Here is a 19331-nt window from a genome sequence, read left to right on the forward strand (position 1 = left end):
TGGATAAGGGGAGCTGCACCGGTCTATTCGGTCGCGATAGTGGGCTTCATATGGTTACCATTTCCCTTCAAACAATCGCCAGAAGGGTTAACCGAAGATGAACTCTTGGTAGTGGTCAAGGCCGCAACAACCAAGGGGAGGGGCGAATAGTCGCGGGGGACCGGGATTCGCGGTATTTCGACACCAGAAATGCTGGTTTTCAGGGATTCGGCCGCAGGCAGGCGCTCCGCATCCGCCACATTCAGATCGACCACGAGGCCGATGGTCGCACGCTCCACGAAGTCGCAGCGGCGGATTCCTAAGCCCCGGATCTCGATCAGACCAGCCAATGCCGGCACAGGGCGGACCTCAATTTCATGGCCGACTGTCGCCAGATGGACACGGTCATCACCGACCAGAACGGCCCTGTCCACAACGCCCGACCGGCCTGCCATGATCAAATCGAAGGCAAGGCGCGACTTGCCGGATCCCGAGGGCCCGCGGATCAGCACGGCAAAAGTCCCGACCTTGACGGCGGAGGCGTGAACGCTGGGCCCGCCGTCGCTCATAGGGCCGGCAGCCTCACCACGAAGCGCGCACCGGCAACCGTCGGAGCTCCGTCGGCATCGAGCGGGCCAGGACGGTTCTCCGCCCAGATGCGTCCGCCATGGGCGTCGACGATCTGCTTGGAGATCGACAGGCCGAGGCCGGAATTCTGGCCAAAGCCCTGATGCGGACGGTCGGTGTAGAAGCGCTCGAAGATGCGCTCCAGCGCGTCGTCGCGAATGCCGGGGCCTTCATCGTCGACCACGATCTCGATCTCGCCGCGCACGCGGCGGCAGGTGAGGCGCACCTTGCTGCCGGCTTCCGAGAACGATTGTGCATTGGAGAGCAGATTGGAAATCACTTGCCCGAGCCGAGAATCGTGACCCATCACGGAGAAAGTGTCGGTCGGGCTGCGGCCCTCGAAGCGCGTCTCGACCGCGACATCGTGGCCGAGCTTGGTTTCATTGGCGACGGACGCCAGCGTCGTCAGCAGGCGGCGCAGGTCGACCGGGATGGCGTCCTGGCGCTGCAATTCGGCATCGAGTCGGCTGGCGTCGGAGATGTCGGAGATCAGCCGGTCGAGCCGCTTGACGTCGTGCTCGATCACCTCGAGCAGGCGTGCGCGGCTGCTCTCGTTGCGGGCCAGCGGCAGCGTCTCGACCGCCGAGCGCAACGAGGTCAGCGGGTTCTTCAATTCATGGGCGACGTCGGCGGCGAACATCTCGATCGCCTCGATGCGGCTGTAGAGCGCGCTGGTCATGTCGCGCAGCGCGCCGGAGAGGTGGCCGATCTCGTCGCGGCGGCGGGTGAAATCGGGAATCTCGATGCGCGCCTTGATGCGGCGGCGGACGCGCTCGGCGCTGTCGGCGAGCCGGCGCACGGGCCCGGCGATCGTGCTCGCCAGCAAGAGCGACAGCATGATCATGACGGCGGCGGCGACGCCGCCGACCTTCAGGATCGCGAGACGCTCGGCCGTGACCATCTGGTCGATGTCGTCACCTTGCGTCGACAGCATCAGCGCGCCGTGGATTGCGCGCGAGCGGAGCACGGGGACCGCGACGGACACGATCACCTCGCCGCGCGCATTGACCCGCACCATCGAACGCTTCTGGCCCTGAAGAGCGTCGCCCACCTCCGCATAGCCGTTGCCGTTCTCGGGCCCGAGCTCGCGATAGAGCGGCAGATCGCCGCGGTTCAGCCAGGTACGCACCGCGACCATGCCGCGCTCGACGATGCCGGGCTTCTCGGCCGGCGGCGGCAGGTCGTAGCGCAGCACGTTTTCGAGGTTGCGGCTGTCGAGCAGCAGGCTGCCGTTCGGATCGTAGATGCGGGCGCGCGTCTTGGTCGGCGAGATCAGCGTGCGCAGCACCGGCGCCACGCGCTCCGGATTGATCGGGAAGTCCAGCGGCGAATATTCGTCCGAGCCGCCATAGGTCTCGCCCGGCTTGAGGTCGAGCAGCCTGTCGGGATCGATGGTGATGGCGTTGGTCTGCACCGTGGCGGAGGCCGCGATCGCGCCGGCGATGATCTCGGCCTGGACCAGCAGGCTCTGCGCGCGCGCGTCGATCAGGCCGGCGCGGAATTGCGACAGGTACAGGATGCTCGCCACCAGTGCGACGAGACCGGCGAGGTTGAGCGAGACGATGCGGCGGGTCAGGCTCGAGAAGGACAGCGCAAAGAAGAACTGCCCGGCGCGCTTCAGCCAGTTCAGCGGCCGCCAGCCCTGCGGCTTATCATCGGTGACGTGGTCCGGAACGCCGTCGGATACGAGATCCCCGGCGCTCTGGTTTGGGTCAGGCTGCGTTCGGTCAAGCAATGCTTACGCCCGCGTTAGGACAGGCCGTGCGAAGGTCCCCCCGCATCCTAGAGCGATCCTGGCCCCGATGGAACGAGAACCGGAGATGCTCTCTCGATCGTCGTGGAGGGCGCCCGCCGCCTCAGGCTTCCTTGAAACGGTAGCCGACGCCGTAAAGCGTCTCGATCATCTCGAACTCGTTGTCGACCACCTTGAACTTCTTGCGCAGCCGCTTGATGTGGCTGTCGATGGTGCGGTCGTCGACATAGACCTGGTCGTCATAGGCGGCGTCCATCAACGCGTTGCGGCTCTTCACCACGCCGGGCCGGGTCGCGAGCGCCTGCAGGATCAGGAATTCGGTGACGGTCAGCGTCACCGGCTCGTTCTTCCAGGTGCAGGTATGGCGTTCCGGATCCATGCGCAAAAGGCCGCGGTCGAGCGCCTTGGCGTCGTTCTCCTTGGGCGCGACGGTCGGGTCCTTCGGCGCCGAACGGCGCAGCACCGCCTTGACGCGCTCGACCAGAAGGCGCTGCGAGAACGGTTTACGGATGAAGTCGTCGGCGCCCATCTTGAGGCCGAACAGCTCGTCGATCTCTTCGTCCTTGGAGGTGAGGAAGATCACCGGCAGGTCCGATTTCTGCCTGAGACGACGCAGCGTCTCCATGCCGTCCATGCGCGGCATCTTGATGTCGAGGATGGCAAGATCGGGCTGGGTGGTGCGAAAACCGTCGAGCGCGGAGGCACCGTCGGTGTAGGTCATGATGCGGTAGCCTTCGGCTTCCAGCGCGATCGAGACGGATGTGAGAATGTTGCGGTCGTCGTCGACCAAAGCGATTGTGGGCATGAGCCTCTGCTTTCTGCTTTCCGTTTGGGTCGTGGCTTGAAACGGCGAGCAATCAGTGATGCGCCGCATACATGGGTGCCGAACTCGGCATTCGAACCTTGTCACCGAGCAATGCAAGCTGGGCTGAAGTGTGACCAAGTTCCACGAAACACGGCAGATTCGCCGCGTCTCGACCCGTAACCGGGCCCCCGTTTACCCGAAACAAGGCCCCCCATGCAACCACCTGACCCGAGAAAGCCGATGCAACCGACCCCGGATTTCGACCCCGCAAAGCTCGCCAAATCGCTGCTGAGGCGATCCCGGCAGGGCGCGCTGGCGACGCTGATGGCCGGCAGCGGCGATCCCTATTGTTCCCTGGTCAATCTCGCCAGCCACCCCGATGGCTCGCCGATCCTCCTGATCTCGCGCCTCGCCGTGCACACCCGGAACATCCTCGCAGACAGCCGGGTCTCGCTGATGCTGGACGAGCGCGCGGCCGGCGATCCCCTGGAAGGTGCCCGGATCATGCTGTCAGGCCGCGCGGAACAGGCCGCCGCGAACAAGGATCTGCTCCAGCGACGGTATCTCAGTGCCCATCCGTCGGCAGAGGGCTTTGTTTCCTTTAAGGATTTCTCCTTCTTCCTGATCCGGCCCACGGGAACTCATCTGGTCGCGGGTTTCGGCCGGATCATCGACCTCAAGCCTGAGCAATTCCTGACGGACCTCACCGGCGCCGAGGACCTGCTGGCCGCGGAAGAGGGCGCCGTGGAGCACATGAACGCCGACCATCGCGATGCCATGAACCTCTATGCAACAAAGCTCCTCGGCGGCGCCGCGGGGGATTGGCGCTGCACCGGCTGTGACCCTGAAGGCCTCGACATGCAGGACGGCCGAACGACACTGCGGCTGGAGTTCCCGGAGCGGGTGACGGATGGCACGGGCTTGCGCAAGATGCTGGTCCGCCTCGCTGGCGAAGCGCGCATGAAGGTGGACCAGAGCGCAACAGATTGAACGCCGCCGCCCATCGCTGCGACCCAGATCGTAACCGGTCCGGGTCGGCAGCGAGAGGGTTCATGACGCATCGTCGTTTGGCACTGGCCGCGGGCCTGGCACTCGCCATCACCACGTCCTTTGCTCCGCCTGCTCTCGCCCAGAAGGTCAGTCCCGCCGCACAGGGCGCGCGGATCAATGCGCTCATGAGCGCCGGCAAATATGCGGAAGCGCTTCCGCTCGCGCAGGCGATGGTCACGAGCCTGGAGAAGGGCGATGACGGCCGCGAATTGTCCGCCGCACTCAACAATCTCGGCCAGGTCTATGCCGGCCAGGGTCGCGACGATCTGGCCGAGCCGATCTACAAGCGGGCCATCGCGCTGTTGGAAAAGTCGCTCGGCCTCGACACCGCCTTGATCGCACCCGAGCTGAGCAATCTCGCCGCGCTATATCAGCGGCAGGGCCGCTTCACTGAAGCCGAGCCGTTGTTCAAGCGCGCGCTCACCGTCAGCGAAAGGAGCCTGTCGCGCGAGCATCCCGATGTCGGCCGGGCCCTCAACAATCTCGCCACGCTTTATGTGAAGCAGGAGCGCTTTGCCGAGGCGGAGCCGCTGTTTCAGCGGGCGCTCGCGATCTATCAGAAAGCCGCCGGGCCCGAGCATCCCGCGGTTGCGACCATCCTGAACAACATCGGTCAGGTCGATCGCGACCTCAACCGCGACGCCGATGCCGAAGCGCCGATCAAGCGCTCGCTCGCCATCCGCGAAAAAGTGCTCGGGCCAGATCATCCCGATGTCGCGCGTTCGCTCAACAATCTCGCCGGGCTCTACGAGCACCAGCAGCGCTATGCCGAGGCCGAGCCGCTTTATCGCCGCGCCCTGTCGATCCGTGAGCGTGCACTCGGACCAGATCATCCTGACGTCGCGACCTCGACGAGCAATCTCGCTTATTTCCTGCAGGCGACGGGACGGACTGCCGACGCCTTGCCGTTCGCGCAGAAGACGCTCGCTGCCAATCGTGCGCAGCTGCGGGTCGTGCTGCCGATCCTGCTCGCGGCGCGGCAGCAATCGCTGCTGGCGAGCGACAAGGCACTCGATGATGCGCTCGGTGCGATCCAGCGCGGCACGCAATCTTCGGCCGCTTCTGCGGTGAACAAGCTCGCGGTGCGGCTGGCCGCCGGCAGCGACCGGCTCGCTGAGCTCGTGCGGAAGGATCAGGATCTCGCAGCCGAGTCCGAAGCGCTCGACAAGGCGATCATCGCTGCGGTGTCGAAGCAATCCGCCCAGCGCGACGTTGCGGCCGAGCAGCGCAGCCGCGCGCGGATCGCGGCGATCGCGAGCGCGCGCGACGGATTGCAGAAGACGCTCGCCATCGAGTTTCCCGACTATTCCTCGCTCTCCAACCCGCTGCCGCTGGCGGTGAAGGACATCCAGCCACTGCTGTCGGCCGACGAGGCGATGGTGATCTATTGCGTCGTCGACAAGCAGAGCTATGTCGTCGCGATCACGCGCGAGGGCGTCGACTGGAAGGAGATTTCTCTCGGAGCGGATGCGCTGGCGCAGAAGGTGGCCGCTTTCCGCAAGGGGCTGGATGTCGGCAAGGCGCACGACGCTTCCGGCAAATCGGGCCTGTTCGATCTCGCGCTCGCGAGCGAGCTCTATGTCGCGCTGCTCGGCCCGGTCGAGGCGCTGACGAAGGACAAGCGCAACCTGCTGGTCGTGCCCTCGGCGGCGCTGACCGCATTGCCGTTTCATCTGCTGGTCACGGAGAAGCCGCAGGCTGCGATCCCGGACCGGCTCGAGGGCTATCGCGATGCCGCCTGGCTGCTGCGGCTTCAGGCCGTCTCGGTGCTGCCGTCGGTGATCGGCCTGAAATCGCTGCGCGCCTTTGCCCGCAGGGACCAAGGGGTCAAGCCGATGACCGGTTTCGGCGATCCCGTGTTCAACCCTGCAGCCGAAGCGCCTGCCGACCGGCGCGCCGCCAGCGGCAAGATCGCCGCGCGCAACGTCGCGACCATTGCCTATGCCGACTTCTGGCGCGGCGCAGGTGTCGATCGCGCGCGGCTGGCGCAGGCATTGCCGCAACTGCCCGATACTGCCGATGAGCTGAACGCGGTGGCGAGGAACGTCGGCGCCACTGATGCCGATATTCATCTCGGACGCGATGCCAGCGAAACGACGCTCAAGCGTGCAGCGCTTGCCCAATACGGCATCATCTACTTTGCCACCCACGGCCTCGTCGCCGGCGACGTCAAGGGACTGGGTGAACCCTCGCTCGCGCTCTCGATTCCCGATCAGCCATCGGAGCTCGACGACGGTCTTCTGACCGCGAGCGAAGTGGCTCAGCTCAAGCTCAACGCCGATTGGGTGGTGCTGTCCGCCTGCAACACCATCGCCGGCGACAAGCCCGGCGCCGAGGCACTGTCGGGACTGGCGCGCTCGTTCTTCTACGCAGGTGCCCGCGCACTGCTGGTTTCGCATTGGGCCGTGGATTCCGAAGCTGCGACCCGCCTGACCACATCGACGTTCGAGCTGCTCAAGAACGAACCGAAGATCGGTCGTGCCGAAGCCTTGCGCCGCGCGATGTTGACTTATCTCGACGACGCCTCGTCACCACGCAACGCTTATCCCGCGATGTGGGCACCGTTCGCGCTGATCGGCGAGGGCGAGGTACGATAGGAAGCTGCTACACGGATTGTGCGTCGCAATAACGGGACGTAACGCGCCAACGCGCATTTGGTTGCGCGATCATTCGCACTTTTTTCGATGCGCTTGCTCAGAGCTGACATGCGCGACGTTTGGCGCGGTCCTTGAATAAACCAAATCCTGCGGGATCAGCTTGGCAAGGCCAGCGTTCATCAGTATTACGTCGTTCAGCCGAGGCCGAACGAACGGCCCATTAATCACGGTGACCGCGATGGCGCCAAACTTGGTCGCGCTGGGTGTCGCGGGTTCTAGGAGGATCTTTTCGTGCAAGAGACGGGCGTGCGTAACGGTGCCTTCGGCGCCGACAAATTCGGCTTAAAGAACCTCAAGCAGGTTCACTGGAACCTCGGTGCGCCACAACTCTATCAATACTCGCTCTCGGCGGGTGAGGCGGTGCTCTCCGCTGACGGCGCGCTCTGCGCCGACACGGGCGAGTTCACCGGGCGCAGCCCGAAGGACAAGTTCACGGTGCGTGACGCCACCACCGACAAGAAGATGTGGTGGGCCGGCAACCAGTCGATCACCTCCGAGCAGTTCGAGACGCTCTACCAGGACTTCCTCAAGCACGCCGAAGGCAAGCGCCTGTTCGCGCAGGACCTCTATGGCGGCGCCGACCCGGCCTACCGGATCAAGACACGCGTCTTCACCGAGCTCGCCTGGCACTCGCTGTTCATCCGCACGCTTCTGATCCGCCCCGAGGCGATCGAGCTGTCGAACTTCGTGCCGGAGCTCACCATCATCGACATGCCGAGCTTCCGCGCCGATCCCAAACGCCACGGCGTGCGTTCGGAGAACGTCGTCGCGATCGATTTCGCCCGCAAGATCGTCCTGATCGGCGGGTCCTATTATGCCGGCGAGATGAAGAAGTCGGTCTTCACCACGCTGAATTATTACCTGCCCGAGCGCGGCGTGATGCCGATGCACTGCTCGGCCAATATCGGCTCCAAGGGCGACACGGCGATCTTCTTCGGGCTGTCAGGCACCGGCAAGACCACGCTGTCGGCCGACCCGAACCGCACGCTGATCGGCGACGACGAGCACGGCTGGGGCCCGAACGGCGTCTTCAATTTCGAGGGCGGCTGCTATGCCAAGTGCATCAAGCTCTCGAAGGAAGCCGAGCCGGAGATCTATGCGGCATCGACCCGCTTCGGTGCGGTGCTCGAGAACTGCGTGCTCGACGATGACACCCGCGTGGTCGATTTCGACGACGGCTCCAAGACCGAGAACACGCGCTCGGCCTATCCGCTCGACTTCATTCCGAACGCCTCCCGCACCGGCCGCGCGCCGCAGCCGAAGAACGTGGTGATGCTCGCCGCCGACGCCTTCGGCGTGCTGCCGCCGATCGCAAAGCTGTCGCCGGCGCAGGCGATGTATCACTTCCTGTCGGGCTACACCGCCAAGGTCGCCGGCACCGAGCGCGGCCTCGGCAACGAGCCGCAGCCGGAATTCTCCACCTGCTTCGGCTCGCCCTTCCTGCCGCTCGACCCATCCGTCTACGGCAACATGCTGCGCGACCTCATCGCCCAGCACAATGTCGATTGCTGGCTCGTCAACACGGGGTGGACCGGCGGCAAATATGGTGTCGGCTCGCGCATGCCGATCAAGGTGACGCGCGCACTGCTGACCGCCGCGCTCGACGGTTCGCTTCGCAACGTCGAATTCCGCACCGACAAGTATTTCGGCTTCGCGGTCCCGACCGCGCTGCCGGGCGTGCCGGCCGAGATCCTGAACCCGGTGAACACCTGGAAGGACAAGGACGAGTTCGACAAGACCGCCCGCGCACTGGTCGGCATGTTCCAGAAGAACTTCGCCAAGTTCGAAGCCCAGGTCGACGCCGAAGTGCGCGCCGCCGCGCCCGACGTGAAGCTGGCGGCGGAGTAGGTTCGCTTCTCTCTGTCAATGCAAAAGGGCGGCCGCAAGGCCGCCCTTTTCGTTTGTGGGCACGACCTCTCCACTCGTCATTGCGAGCGGAGCGAAGATTCCATGGGGAGTGGATAGCGACCAGGTCTGAGGCCAGACTGAGGGTTGCTGAATCCATTCAACCTGGAGACGACGATGTTGCTCGATCATCCTTCCGACGGACTGGCCGCTATCCGCACGCAGTTTGGCGCAATTTTTGTGTCATTGGAACTGAGCCGTTCGACATGGCTGGTCACTTCGCTGTCGCCCTGCAAGGGCGAGAAGATGTCCAAACGCAGCATGAAGGCCGGCGACCTTTCGGAACTGTTGAAGCTGTTTGCGGAGCTGAAGCGCAAGGCGCAGGCGCGAACGGGTGAGAGCTATCCGCTCATCGCGATCCAGGAGGCGGGGCTGGACGGGTTCTGGCTTCACCGCGCCCTGCAGCAGGAAGGCATCGAGAGCCACGTAGTCGATCCGGCCTCGATTGCGACGCCGCGCCGGCGCCGGCGGGCCAAGACGGACCGGCTGGATGGCGAGACGCTGTTGCGGACGCTGCTGGCCTACAAGCGCGGCGAGGTACGGGTCTGCGCCATGGTCGTTGCGCCCTCTCCGGCAGAGGAGGACCGCCGTAGGCTGTGCCGCGAGCGAGAGACCTTGATCGCGGAGCGGATCGAGCATGTGAACCGGATCAAGGGTCTTCTGTTCGCGCAAGGGATCTTCGACTACGCGCCGCTGCGGCGAGACCGGCGGAAGCGGCTGGAGGCCTTGCGGACGGGCGACGGGCGCGCCTTGCTGGCGCATCTGAAGGCGCAGATCAGCCGCGAACTCGACCGGCTCGAACTGCTGCTCGACCAGATCACGGCGGTGGAGCGCGAGCAGGATGCGTTGCTGGCCGCGAGCAAGGCGGCGGGGAGAAGACCGTATCGAACCCGGTGGCAATGCTGCTCGAACTGAAGAGCCTGGGCCCGAACTTCACGGCCGTTCTCTGGTCGGAGGCCTTTTACCGGCAGTTCGCCAACCGCCGCCAGATTGCATCCTATGCCGGCCTTGCAGCCACGCCATGGCGCAGTGGCGGCATCGAGCGCGAGCAAGGCGTGTCGAAGGCTGGCAATCCGCGCCTGAGAACCACGATGATCCAGCTCGCCTGGCTCTGGGTACGCCACCAGCCTCAATCGGCTTTGACCCAGTGGTTCAAGGTGCACAGCCAACGCGGCCGCAAGCGCGCGATCGTGGCGCTCGCGCGCAAGCTGCTCGTGGCCCTCTGGAAGTACGTGACCGCGGGCGTGGTGATCGAGGGAGCCGAGATAAAGGCCGCCGCCTGACACCACGCTCCTCAGCCTCAAAGCCAATCCGCCGAGATTGATCAGCCTCGGCCGATCCGGGTGGACGAACCGATGGATTGCATGGCTTCAAACGCCGTAACGAAGAATGGTCTCGTCCTCTCGAGCCTGCCCGCCGCAAGCGGAATGTTGGTGCAGCCGCCGCCGCGCGGCGACCGAATGTGAGTTTGATCTGGCAAGCAAACCAGATTGCAAAAACCGGCTCGACCCTTGGATCGCCTGACGAAAAGGAGTTATCCGCCCGCTGCCCCGACTGCCAAAGCCTGATGGCGTGCTCGCTCGAGTCAAGGCCAAGTCGCTTCGCGACGGCCCTACGGGCCGACCTTGACTCGATCTGCGCGCGCCATCCTACGTGCTCCACGGTCGGGACGAAGAGCTGGCCTGCAATCGAACAAAGAGCTGAACAAACCGCCTTGACACACCAAATCCCCATGTGAGCAATCCAGAAATCCATCCGCGATTGCTTCGCCGCTACGCTCCTCGCAATGACGTGGGAGCACCTACGCCTTGAAATACGCGATCTGCGTCGTGGTCGCGAGCAGCCGTCCGTTCGGCGACCACAGCTCGCCGTTCTGGTCGCCATAGCTCCTGTGGAAGATCTTTGCGTCCGCCGTCGCGAGCACGCGCGTGATGTCTTCAGTCGCGAGTTCCTCGGCATCGGTGTGGAAATAGGTCGTCAGCGACACCGTGCCGAACGGCACCAGCTCGCGCCGGGCGTGGAAGATGCGGCCGAAGAAGGCGTCCGACATCGACATCAGCGACAGCATGTCGAGCTTGCGCGGGGTGCGGTCGCTGATCCAGATCTTCGAATAGGTGCTGGCGGGCTCGGCTTGCGGCGGGCCGATCCGCATCTCGCCCTCGACGAAGCGGAATTCGTACTGGTTGGCCCAGGACGCCGAGATCTTCGGGAATGGCAGGGTCTCCTCGAACGGCTTGGCGTCCGGGCATTTCGCCACCCTGTGCTCCCACGAAGGCCGGCGCTCGGCGAACACGGCGGTGGCGAGCGTTGCGACCTCGCCGCCGCCCTGGCTGAGCTCGACGCTCCAGTGCTGGCTGGATCGGTTGGCTTTGACCAGCCGCACGTCGAGATCGAACGGGCCCTTGGCGATCGGCGCGCAATAATTGACGGTGACGGCGAGCGGATCGCCGGCGCGTTCGGGATGGTCGATCAGTGCGCGCAAAATGGTCGCAGCCGTCGCGCCGCCGAACGGGCCGACAAAGGCCCAGTAATCGTCGCTGGTGTGTCCCTGCCAGCTCGAGCCACCCGCGGTGATGCGCGTGGCCTCGTCGAAGGGATGCGGGAGTCTGGCGTGCATTGTTTGTCCTCGGTGTCTCCCCGCCGTCATTGCGAGGAGCCCTCGCGACGAAGCGATCCAGGCTGTCGCCGCGGATGCATTTTCTGGATTGCTTTGCTGCGCTCGCAATGACGGTGTTCGAGGTTACGGCGTCGGTATCGCTGACGCCGCCCTGGGCGATGATGATAGTCATATCATCATCCCCTTCGCGGGATGCAATAACCCCGCAGGTAACGCTGGATTTCGCTCCGCGGAAAATCAGCCCGCGGCGTCGCGCAAATCCGGCAGCAGCGGCGTGGTCGGGTTGACCGGCACGTTCCAGATCTCCTCGGCATATTCGCGGATGGTGCGGTCCGAGGAGAACCAGGCCATGCGCGCGACGTTGAGGATGGAGGCGCGCGTCCAGGCCGGCGCGACCAGCCAGCGCGCATCGACCGCGCGCTGCGCCTCGTAATAGGAATCGAAATCGGCGCTGACCATGTAATGGTCGAGATAGCGCAGCGCGTGCGCGATGGATTCGAAGCGGCCGGGATCGCCGGGCGAGAATTCGCCGGCGCCGATCGCATTGATGGCGCGCTGCAGCTTCGGCGAATTGCGGATCACGTCGGAGGCATCCAGCCCCTGCTTGCGCCGGATCATCACGTCGCCGGCCTCCATGCCGAAGATCGCGATGTTCTCCGCGCCGACATGGTCGCGGATCTCGATGTTGGCGCCGTCGAGCGTGCCGATGGTGATGGCGCCGTTCAGCGCGAGCTTCATGTTGCCGGTGCCGGAAGCCTCCATGCCGGCGGTGGAGATCTGCTCGGACAAATCGGCCGCGGGAATGATCACTTCGGCGAGGCTGACATTGTAGTCCGGGAGGAACACGACCTTGAGCTTGCCGCCGATCGCGGGATCGTTGTTGACGATGTCGGCGACGTCGTTGATCAGCTTGATGATCAGCTTTGCGTAGCGGTAGCTTGCCGCCGCCTTGCCGGCGAAGATCTTCACCCGCGGCACCCAATTGCCGTTGGGGTCGTCCTTGATCGCCTGGTACAGCGCGACCGTCTCGACGACGTTGAGCAGCTGGCGCTTGTACTCATGGATGCGCTTGATCTGGACGTCGAACAGTGCGCTGGGATCGACCTTGATGCCGAGCCGCTCGCCGATCAGGCGGGCGAGCTGTGTCTTGTTGTGGTGCTTGACGCTGCGGAATTTCTGCTGGAACGCGACGTCACTGGCGCGCGCCTCGATCAGGCTGAGCTGGGTCGGATCGTCGAGCACGGCATCGCCGCAGGTCTCGCGCAACAGCTCGGTCAGCTTCGGGTTCGCCAGCATCAGCCAGCGCCGGAAGGTGATGCCGTTGGTCTTGTTGGTGATGCGGCCGGGATAGAGATGGTTGAGATCGTGGAACACGGTCTCGCGCATCAGGTCGGAATGCATCGCCGAGACGCCGTTGATGCGGTGCGAGCCGACGAAGGCGAGCTGGCCCATCCGCACGCGGCGGCCGCTCTTCTCGTCGATCAGCGAGACCGAGGCGCGGAAGTCGATGTCGCCGGGGCAGCGCGCCTCGGCGAGCGCCAGATGCTGCACGTTGATGCGGTAGATGATCTCGAGATGCCGCGGCAGCAGCTGCTCGAACAGCTCGACCGGCCAGGTCTCCAGTGCCTCCGGCAGCAGCGTGTGGTTGGTGTAGGAGAGCGTGGCGACCGTGATCTTCCAGGCCTCGTCCCAGCGGAAATTGTGGAGGTCGACGAGGATCCGCATCAGCTCGGTGACGGCAAGGCTCGGATGGGTGTCGTTGAGCTGCACCGCGACCTTGCCGGCGAGGCTGCGCAGCTGGCCGTCGGAGGCGAGATGCCGCTTCACCAGGTCCTGGAGCGAGGCGGAGACGAAGAAATATTCCTGGCGCAGCCGCAGCTCGCGGCCCGCCGGGCTCTCGTCGTTCGGGTAGAGGAATTTGCAGATCGCCTCCGCACGCGCCTGCTCGGCACTGGCGCTGACATAATCGCCCTTGTTGAAGGCATCGAGCTTGAGCGGATCGGGCGAGCGCGCCGACCACAGCCGCAGCGCGTTGACGTGCTGGCCGCGCCAGCCGACGATCGGCGTGTCGTAGGCGATCGCCTGCACCGTCTCGGCCGGGTGCCAGATCGCGCGGTCGCGGCCCTTGTCGTCGATGTGCTCGACGCCGCCGCCGAAATGGACGTGATAGATCACCTCGGGCCGCTGCAATTCCCAGGGGTTGCCGAAGCTCAGCCATTCGTCCGGATATTCCTGCTGCCAGCCTTGATTGATGATCTGGCGAAACAGGCCGTAATCGTAGCGGATGCCGTAGCCGATCGCGGGAATCGACAACGTCGCCATGCTCTCCATGAAGCAGGCGGCGAGCCGGCCGAGGCCGCCATTGCCGAGCGCCGCGTCCGGCTCGCATTTGCGCAGCTCCGGCAGCGACACGCCGAGATCGCCGAGCGCGACCTCGAAGATCTTCAGAAGGCCCATGTTGTTGAGCGCGTCGGTGAAGAGCCGGCCGATCAGGAATTCGAGCGAGAGATAATAGACGCGCTTGCGCCCCGCATCGTAGCTTTGCTTCTCGGCCGTGAGCCAGCGATGCACGATGCGGTCGCGCAGCGCGAGCGCCGCGGCCTGATACCAGTCGTGCCTGGTCGCCATCCCCGCGTCCTTGCCAACGGCAAGGCGCAGCTTTGCCAGGATCGCGCCCTTGATCTCAGCCAGCGCGAGTTCGTCGATGGGCTGCCCGGGGGGCGGAAAACTGGACTGGAACGATTGATCTTGCAAAGCCGTCACTTCCTAGGTCGAAAGAACTCTTACCAATCTACGCGTCCTGCCCTTGCACCGGAACTGTCGCCCGAGCGGTCGTGCACTGCGCTGGCGCAAATTTATGCAAGGAACGGGCCGAGTTGGGAACCCGGACGAGCACGGAGAAACCCGGGATTCGGTGCTACATTAGGGAAGATTCAGCCATCAGTGTGGAGACGCCCCATGAGACCGCTGACGCGACTGCTGATCGAACTCGCCACTGCGGCCCTGCTCGTCGTCTGCATCAGCGTCACCACCGCGGCGTTTGCCGATGGCAGATCCGCTCGCAGCGCCGACGGCCTCAGTTGCGGCTTTACGGTCCCGCAGAATGCGTCGCCCGCAGCCCGCTGCGCCGCGATCAAGCGCCAATGCGGCGGCAAGTTCTATGCAAATGCGTGCGGCGACAAGCTGATGTCCGCGGCCAGGTGAGCGCCCTGACGTCCAGCGAATTCAGGCCGCCTTGCTCTGCACCGCATCGCAAAATTCGGCGAGACGATCCGCAAGCCGAAGCGTTGCCGGGCTCGCATCCGGCGAAGCCATCAGCGCGACCTCGGTCTTGTTGATCGGTGCAAAGCCATCCTTTGCCGTCAGCACGCGGTGATCGGACTGGATCGCCATCTCCGACAGGATGCTCAATCCCATGCCGGCGGCGACCGCGGCCTGGATGCCGGCCAGACTCGATGACGTGTAGGCGGTGTGCCAGGCGCGGCCCGCGCTTTCCAGCGCATGGATGGCGCCGGCGCGATAGATGCAGCCGAGTGGAAAGCCGATCAGCGGCACCGACGACACGTTGACGTCGACCGGGTGGCTCTTGCTGGTGACCCAGTGCACCCGCTCGGGCCACACCGCGATCGCGTCCTTCGCGCCGGCCTCGCGCTTGTAGAGCGCAAGATCGAGCTCGCCGCGTTCGAGATCGCGGGCGAGATGCTTGCTCTGGTCGGCGCGCACGTCGAGCCGCAACCCCGGATGCGAGCGCGAGAACGCGCCCAGCAATTTGGCCAGCCGATAGGCCGCAAAATCCTCGGGAATGCCGAGCCGGATCGCGCCTTCGCCGCCGGGCTGACGCAGCACGTCGCGCGCCTCCTCGGCGAGCGAGAGCAGCCGTCGCGCATAGGAGAGCAGCCGCTCGCCGGCCTCGGTCGGGCGTACGTCCTTGCCGTCACGGTGCAGCAGCACCTGACCGACATCATCCTCCAGCCGCTTGATCTGCTGGCTCACGGTCGACTGCGTGCGGTGAACGCGCGCGCCGGCGCGGGTGAAGCCGCCCGCCTCGACCACCGAGACGAAGCTGCGCAGGAGCTCCAGATCGAGCATCGGCGCCTCCATTCGAAAATCCACTGGTATCGAGTTAATCATTTAATTTCCAAATGGCAAGCTGCCTCCCTAGATCGAGGGCCAGAAGAAAAACATCCGAGAATGCCCTCATGTCCCTCGCCACCTCGCTTCCCGCGCCCCGCAGCCGCTTCAATACGCTGCCGCTTGCCATCGGCCTGTTCTGTCTGCTCTGGAGTTATGCCTTCGTCGCCGGCAAGATCGGCGTCACCCATTGCCCGCCGTTGATCCTGCTCGCCGCGCGTTTCTCGCTCGCGGGCATCTTGATCCTGGGTGCGACGCTGATCCGCGGCGAGGCTTGGTCGCTGTCATGGCGCGATGCCGCCGTCTTCGCGGTGCTCGGCATCGCCAACAACGCGCTCTATCTCGGGCTCGGCTACACCGGGCTGCAATCGGTCTCCGCCGGCCTCGGCGGGCTGATCGTGTCGGCCAATCCGGTGTTCACGGCGGCGCTCGCCGCGCTTCTGCTCGGCGAAGGCATGACCTGGCGCAAGGCGAGCGGCCTCTTGCTCGGCGTCATCGGCGTGACGGCGATCGTCTGGCATCGCCTGTCGGTCGGCACCGATTCCCTGCATGGCATCGTCTTCACGCTGGCTTCGCTCGCCTCGATCGTTGCCGGCACCATCCTGTTCAAGCTGCTGGCGCCGAAGGGGTCGTTGTGGATCGGCAACGGCGTGCAGAACCTGGCTGCAGGCGTAGCGCTGACGCCGATCGCGCTCACCTTCGCCGATGTCGACGCGATCGACTATACGCCGAGCCTGATCGGCGCCTTCGCCTTCCTCGTGCTCGGCGGCTCAATTCTCGCTTACTGGCTCTGGTTTCATCTCTTGAAAGTGTGTGGCGCGACTGCCGCCAGCGCCTATCATTTCCTGATGCCGCCGCTCGGCATGCTGTTCGCCTTCCTGGTGCTCGGCGAACATATCGAGGCCCGCGACCTGCTCGGGATCATTCCGGTCGCGCTCGGCATTTACCTGGTGACGCGGCCGGCAAAGCCCGCCTCATGACAGGAGTTCATCATGCCCGTTTCCATCACCCTGATCGGCGGTCCTACCGCGCTGATCGAGATCGACGGCTTCCGCCTGCTCACCGACCCGACCTTCGACGCGCCCGGCGCGTACCAGCTGCCGCATGTGAAGCTGGAGAAGACGATCGGGCCTGCCGTGAGGCCTGACGCGATCGGCCCGGTCGATGCGGTGCTGCTCAGCCACGACCAGCACTCCGACAATCTCGACAATTCCGGCCGCGACTATCTGTTCAAGATCAAGCGCGTGCTGACGACCGAGGCGGGCGCAAAGCGCCTCGGCGGCCATGTCGAGGGCCTTGCGCCCTGGGCGACCGCGCGTCTGGAGGATGGCGACGGCAACACGCTGACCATCACCGCGACGCCCGCGCGTCACGGCCCCGCCGGCATCGAGCCGCTGTCGGGCGACGTCATCGGTTTCGTGGTGTCATCGAGCCGGAAGGACACGCGCCCGGTCTATATCAGCGGCGACACCACCTGGTTCGACGGCGTCGCCGAGGTCGCGCGCCGCTTCAAATGCGGCGTGGTGCTGCCCTTCGCGGGCGCGGCGCAAACGCGCGGGCCGTTCCATCTCACCATGGACACCAACGACACCATCGAGACCGCGCGCGCCTTTCCCGATGCGATGATCGTGCCGCTGCATACCGAAGGCTGGGCACATTTCCGCCAGAACGGCGAGGACCTGCGCAAGACCTTCGACGTGCTCGGCTTCGGACCCCGGCTGCGCCTGCTGGAGCCGGGCGTGCCGACCGTGGTCGAGGCGCCGTGATCGCGCCACCCGTCATTGCGAGGAGCCCTTGCGACGAAGCAAATCCAGAGTCTTTCCGCGGCGGCAGTCTGGATTGCTTCGCTTCGCTCGCAATGACGGAGTGTGCGGCTAATCCTTCCTGAACACAATCGACGCCATCCAGCCCGTCATCAGCGCCATGGCCGCGGTAGCGAGGCCGTAGATCAGGCCGTTCTGCCGCGCCGTGGTCGCGACGAACTGCTCGAAGCCGACCTTGACGATCTCGAATGCGGTCTCGGTCTTGCCGATGAAGGCACCGTTCGCGAACAGCTTGATCTCGATCTCATAGGTGCCGATCGGCACCTCCGCCGGCAGTGGAATGCCGGTGCGGAACAGCGTCGGAGTCAGGAACGTCACTGCGCTCGCATCTTCGCGATAGAGCCCGCCCTGAGTGCGCAGGCGGATGAAGGCCGAGCGGAACGCATCGTTCGGCACGACGTCGGCGTAGTCGCCGCCGACCCGCTGCGTCAGCAGCACGTTGTTGAGCCCGATCTGCTGCCGCCGCGCGATCTCGGGCGAGGTGATGGCGTCGAAGGGGCGGTTGGCGAACAGCGCGAGATAGCTCGGCACCTGCAGGAACTGGCGGTAATCGGTGTTGATCCAGATGCCGAAGGTGCGCTCCTTGCGCCGCGTCACCATGTCGGCGCGCGGGCCCATCACGGTGACCACGAGATCGTAAGCCGTGCGGTCGGCCGGCGTCGTCGCATCCCTCTCGACCGAGCCGAACAGCACCAGCTCCTCGCCGGAATAGTTCGGCGTCACCGTGACGCGGTGGTTGGAGACCGAGACGATCAGCCGCTCGGCCCGCGCGGCGCCGCCGAGCAGCAGGACGAGAACGATGGCGAGAAGCGCGCGCATCATCCGTTCACTCCAAGCTCGCGAATGGTGAAGAGATCCGAGGGCTGGATCACCAGCTCGATCGCGAAGCGGACGCCGACCGAGAGGATCAAGAGGCCGAGCAGCAGCCGCAGCTGCTCGCCGCGGATCTTCTGGCCGGCGCGTGCGCCGAACTGCGCCCCGGTGACGCCGCCGACCATCAGGATCAGCGCCAGCACGGCGTCGACGAGGTGATTGGTCACGGCGTGCAGCAGGGTCGCGAACAGCATCGTCACCAGCGTGAGCACCATCGAGGTCCCGATCACCGTCGAGGTCGGTACCCTCAGCAGATAGATCATGATCGGCACCAGGATGAAGCCGCCGCCGATGCCCATGATGGCGCCGATGAAGCCGATCATGATGCCGACGACCACGACTGGGATCACGGACAGATAGATCTTCGAGCGCTTGAACCGCATCTTCAGCGGCAGGCCGTGGATCCAGTTGTGCGTGCGGCGCGGCGGCAGCGCGCCGCGCCGGGTCCGCATCAATGCGCGCAGGCCCTCGGAGAACATCAGGCTGCCGACGGTGCTGAGCAGCACGACGTAGGAGAGCGCGATCATCAGATCGAGCTGGCCGAGCGCGCGCAGCTGCGTGAAGGTCCACACGCCGAGCGCCGTCCCGGTCACGCCACCGCATAACAGTACACTCGCCAGCGCCGGATCGATCGCGCGCCGCCGCCAGTAAGAGAGCGCTCCGGAAAAAGAGGAGGCCGCGATGTGGCTCGCCACGGAAGCGACCGCCACCGCCGGCGTGATGCCGATGAAGATCAGCAGCGGCGTCATCAGAAAGCCGCCGCCGATGCCGAACATGCCGGAGACGAAGCCGACGGCCGCGCCCATCGCCAGCACGAGGAAGACGTTGACTGGGAGATCGGCGATCGGGAGGTAAAGCTGCATTGAGGGACCACGCTCCGGCGAGACGGATCGATTATCGCGGAATGCTCGCCGGACGGTCGGAACGATTGCCGCGCCCCTCAATAGCGGAATTTGGCGGCAGGCGGATCAGGAATTTTTGGCATGGGGAATCGCCGCGACCAGTTGGGGGGACGATGCCAGCCAGGCGCTCAGTCCACCTCTCCCCGTCGGAGAGAGGTGAACCGAGACCGTCAACGAGCAGTAAGTTCTAAAGCATGATCCGGAAAAGT

General features: G+C 65.0%; 14 protein-coding genes and 1 pseudogene. 7 read left to right on the plus strand and 8 right to left on the minus strand.

Features of this window, described 5'->3' with window-relative positions:
- Positions 1 to 23 precede the first annotated feature (23 nt).
- The 3 genes from P6U27_RS03525 to P6U27_RS03535 form a co-directional block, all read right to left on the minus strand.
- A complete protein-coding gene (locus tag P6U27_RS03525; protein ID WP_122400668.1) occupies positions 24 to 548 on the minus strand; it encodes an HPr kinase/phosphorylase in 525 nt (174 codons plus the stop codon).
- Positions 545 to 2341 carry a sensor histidine kinase gene (locus P6U27_RS03530; protein WP_122400669.1) on the minus strand — a complete coding sequence of 599 codons (1797 nt, stop codon included), beginning with the start codon at positions 2339 to 2341 and terminating at the stop codon, positions 545 to 547. The genes P6U27_RS03525 and P6U27_RS03530 overlap by 4 nt, the downstream gene beginning before the upstream one ends.
- A 121-nt stretch (positions 2342 to 2462) precedes the next feature.
- Complete coding sequence (locus P6U27_RS03535) at positions 2463 to 3164, minus strand: response regulator transcription factor (protein ID WP_008542552.1); 702 nt, start codon at positions 3162 to 3164, stop codon at positions 2463 to 2465.
- Between the two features lie 240 nt (positions 3165 to 3404).
- Here P6U27_RS03535 and P6U27_RS03540 point away from each other — a divergent pair, with 240 nt between their 5' ends.
- From P6U27_RS03540 to P6U27_RS03555, 4 genes and pseudogenes are all read left to right on the plus strand, one after another.
- Positions 3405 to 4154: a HugZ family protein gene (locus P6U27_RS03540; RefSeq protein ID WP_122400670.1), complete on the plus strand. Its 750-nt coding sequence runs from the start codon at positions 3405 to 3407 to the stop codon at positions 4152 to 4154.
- A 62-nt stretch (positions 4155 to 4216) separates the two neighbouring features.
- Positions 4217 to 6811, plus strand: coding sequence for a CHAT domain-containing tetratricopeptide repeat protein (locus P6U27_RS03545; RefSeq protein WP_407193683.1), 2595 nt, complete (start codon positions 4217 to 4219; stop codon positions 6809 to 6811).
- A 291-nt stretch (positions 6812 to 7102) separates the two neighbouring features.
- On the plus strand, positions 7103 to 8719 hold the full coding sequence (locus P6U27_RS03550) for a phosphoenolpyruvate carboxykinase (protein ID WP_122400673.1): 1617 nt from the start codon (positions 7103 to 7105) through the stop codon (positions 8717 to 8719).
- A gap of 174 nt (positions 8720 to 8893) precedes the next feature.
- Positions 8894 to 10059, plus strand: a pseudogene (locus P6U27_RS03555) (IS110 family transposase).
- 518 nt (positions 10060 to 10577) lie between these two features.
- Here the strand turns inward: P6U27_RS03555 and P6U27_RS03560 are convergent.
- Both P6U27_RS03560 and P6U27_RS03565 read right to left on the minus strand, forming a co-directional pair.
- Complete coding sequence (locus P6U27_RS03560; RefSeq protein ID WP_122400674.1) at positions 10578 to 11393, minus strand: acyl-CoA thioesterase II; 816 nt, start codon at positions 11391 to 11393, stop codon at positions 10578 to 10580.
- A 237-nt stretch (positions 11394 to 11630) separates the two neighbouring features.
- Positions 11631 to 14147, minus strand: coding sequence for a glycogen/starch/alpha-glucan phosphorylase (locus tag P6U27_RS03565; protein WP_162500092.1), 2517 nt, complete (start codon positions 14145 to 14147; stop codon positions 11631 to 11633).
- 204 nt (positions 14148 to 14351) lie between these two features.
- On the opposite strand from P6U27_RS03565, the gene P6U27_RS03570 reads away from it, so the two are divergent.
- Positions 14352 to 14597, plus strand: coding sequence for a hypothetical protein (locus P6U27_RS03570; protein WP_122400677.1), 246 nt, complete (start codon positions 14352 to 14354; stop codon positions 14595 to 14597).
- 21 nt (positions 14598 to 14618) lie between these two features.
- Here P6U27_RS03570 and P6U27_RS03575 read toward each other — a convergent pair whose 3' ends face one another.
- Complete coding sequence (locus tag P6U27_RS03575; RefSeq protein ID WP_162500538.1) at positions 14619 to 15482, minus strand: LysR family transcriptional regulator; 864 nt, start codon at positions 15480 to 15482, stop codon at positions 14619 to 14621.
- A 110-nt stretch (positions 15483 to 15592) separates the two neighbouring features.
- On the opposite strand from P6U27_RS03575, the gene P6U27_RS03580 reads away from it, so the two are divergent.
- Together P6U27_RS03580 and P6U27_RS03585 are read left to right on the plus strand one after the other, a co-directional pair.
- Positions 15593 to 16504, plus strand: a complete 912-nt coding sequence (locus P6U27_RS03580) for a DMT family transporter (RefSeq protein ID WP_122400679.1) — start codon at positions 15593 to 15595, stop codon at positions 16502 to 16504.
- Between the two features lie 12 nt (positions 16505 to 16516).
- Positions 16517 to 17290 carry an MBL fold metallo-hydrolase gene (locus P6U27_RS03585; protein ID WP_122400680.1) on the plus strand — a complete coding sequence of 258 codons (774 nt, stop codon included), beginning with the start codon at positions 16517 to 16519 and terminating at the stop codon, positions 17288 to 17290.
- 108 nt (positions 17291 to 17398) lie between these two features.
- Here the strand turns inward: P6U27_RS03585 and P6U27_RS03590 are convergent, their stop codons facing one another.
- Together P6U27_RS03590 and P6U27_RS03595 are read right to left on the minus strand one after the other, a co-directional pair.
- The gene (locus tag P6U27_RS03590; protein WP_122400681.1) at positions 17399 to 18169 is read right to left on the minus strand and encodes a TIGR02186 family protein; all 771 of its coding nucleotides are present in this window, start codon (positions 18167 to 18169) and stop codon (positions 17399 to 17401) included.
- On the minus strand, positions 18166 to 19083 hold the full coding sequence (locus P6U27_RS03595; RefSeq protein ID WP_122400682.1) for a sulfite exporter TauE/SafE family protein: 918 nt from the start codon (positions 19081 to 19083) through the stop codon (positions 18166 to 18168). Before P6U27_RS03595 ends, P6U27_RS03590 begins: the two co-directional genes overlap by 4 nt.
- Positions 19084 to 19331 lie beyond the last annotated feature (248 nt).

Origin of the sequence: Bradyrhizobium sp. STM 3566 (assembly GCF_045571445.1) — a bacterium.
GTDB lineage: Bacteria > Pseudomonadota > Alphaproteobacteria > Rhizobiales > Xanthobacteraceae > Bradyrhizobium > Bradyrhizobium vignae.